This is a genomic window from Allobosea sp. Tri-44 (genome assembly GCF_004123845.1).
Lineage (GTDB): Bacteria > Pseudomonadota > Alphaproteobacteria > Rhizobiales > Beijerinckiaceae > Allobosea.
In genome coordinates this window covers 1-1,832 of the sequence record NZ_NBDP01000062.1, presented here as the reverse complement: position 1 = coordinate 1,832, position 1,832 = coordinate 1, and the positions used below count along the sequence as shown (strand labels likewise).

The window sequence follows — 1,832 nt, the reverse complement described above, 5'->3', positions numbered from 1 at the left end:
CCTCGTCGAAGGAGGAGAGCACATAGAGCGCCCGCTCCAGTTCGAGCGCATCGCGCTCGGCCTGCGGGTCGCCGGCGGCGGCCTTCTGCGAGAGCGCGACGAGGTGCAGCACCTCCTTGGGCAGGGCCCTCCCCGTGCCGGCGATCGCGCCGCTGATGCGCCAGGAGGCGACGCGCCGGCGCGTCAATGTCGGGCTTGCCGCGGCCGACGGCGACATGATGGTCTACCTGGAATCCTTCCGCTACAGCCCGCGCAGCAGCTTCCGCACTGTCGTCTCGGGACAGCGTGTGCCGATCGAGCTGACATCGCTCGGCCGGGCCTATCTGCGCGCCTTGCCCCAGCAGGAGCAGATCCGCGAACTGCATGTGATCGCCGAACGCCGCAGCCGCGCCTGGCCGCAGCTGGAGGCGGATATCCGGGCATCCTTCACCGAACTGGAAACGGACGGGTTCTGCATTGTCCGCTGGCAGCCCGGCGTCGCGGCGGTCGCTGCGTCCATTCTCCTGCCGGGCCTGGCTCCCCACGCTCTGAATATGAGCATCGCGAGCTCGGAGCCTTTGCCTGCGCTGCGGCGCACGCTCGGCCCCTGGCTGCTGGATCTGCGCAGACGCTGTCTGGCAGACCTTGAAGCGAGCCTGCTCCCGGAGAACTGACGGGAGCCAAATAGTTCCATTCTGTGGAATACCGCAGGGTCGGGCAATCCTGAACTCGCCTAAGGTCGCTTCAGCCAGAGGCGCGGTCGAACCGCGTCCGGTCTCCAACAGCCAGGGAATGGAGGAAGCGCAATGTCCCGCAGGCTCAGGTCATCCTTCTTGTCTTACTGCGCCGTCGCGCTGCTCGCGACGGTCGCCGCGGCTTCGCCGACGCGCGCCGAATTTCCGGAGAAACCGGTTCGGCTGATCGTGCCGTTCGCGCCCGGCGGCGGTACCGATACCGTCGCGCGCAGTCTCGGGGCGCTGATGGCCAAGGAATTCGGCCAGCCGGTGATCATCGAGAACAAGCCCGGCGCCAGCACAATCATCGGCTCGGAGGTCGTCGCCCATAGCCCGCCGGACGGGTATACGCTGCTGGTCGCGACGCTGGCTCACGCGGTCAATCCCAGCATGCAGCCGAAGATGCCTTACGACACCGACAAGGCCTTCGCGGCGGTAACGCTGATCGGCAGCTCCCATAATGTTCTGGTGGTCAAGCCGGACAGCCCGTTCAAGACGGTCAAGGACATTCTCGAAGCGGCCAAGGCCAAGCCGGCCAATTACAGCTTCGCCTCGCAAGGCGGCGGCACCTCGGCCCACCTCGCCGGCGAGATGCTGAAGAATCTAGCCAAGGTCGACCTGGTCCATGTGCCCTATCGCGGCGCTGGTCCGGCCTTGACCGATCTGCTCGGTGGTCAGGTCGACATGATGTTCGCCACGAATGCTGCAGTTGCTGGCTTCATCGCCAACAAGCGTTTGCGGCCGATCGCGGTGAGCGCTCCGACCGGGGAGTCGAAGATGCCGGGCGTGCCGACGATCGAGGAGACGGTGCCTGGTTATGTCGTCGACAGCTGGTATGCGCTCTATGCCCCGGCCAAAACCCCGCGTTCCGTGATCGACAAGGTCATTGCGGCGGCGCGCATCGCCGCCAAGGACGCCGGCTTCATCAAGCGAGCCAACGATGAAGGCATCACATTGCGCATGAGCTCGCCCGAGGAACTCGACACCTATGTGCGCGCCGACATGGCGCGCTGGAAGAAGATCGTCGTCGAAAACAAGATCGTCGCTGACTGAAAGAACCATTCCAAGACAACAGATTTCCCTCTACAGACACTACCCGAGCGGCGCGCCACCCCGCCC

The 1,832-nt window shown here is 65.3% G+C and carries 2 protein-coding genes and 1 pseudogene; 2 read left to right on the top strand and 1 reads right to left on the bottom strand.

Translation table 11 applies throughout. The features are described from left to right. Window positions 1–154: pseudogene (locus B6S44_RS27685) on the bottom strand (dihydrodipicolinate synthase family protein); the annotation flags it as partial. Between the two features lie 61 nt (window positions 155–215). Here B6S44_RS27685 and B6S44_RS27680 point away from each other — a divergent pair. Beyond that, entirely contained in the window at window positions 216–653 is a 438-nt protein-coding gene (locus B6S44_RS27680; RefSeq protein ID WP_129160113.1) for an IclR family transcriptional regulator, read from the top strand. Window positions 654–785: 132 nt separating this feature from the next. After that, window positions 786–1,766 (top strand): tripartite tricarboxylate transporter substrate binding protein, encoded by a 981-nt coding sequence (locus B6S44_RS27675; RefSeq protein WP_129160111.1) that lies wholly within the window; start codon window positions 786–788, stop codon window positions 1,764–1,766. Window positions 1,767–1,832: the final 66 nt, after the last annotated feature.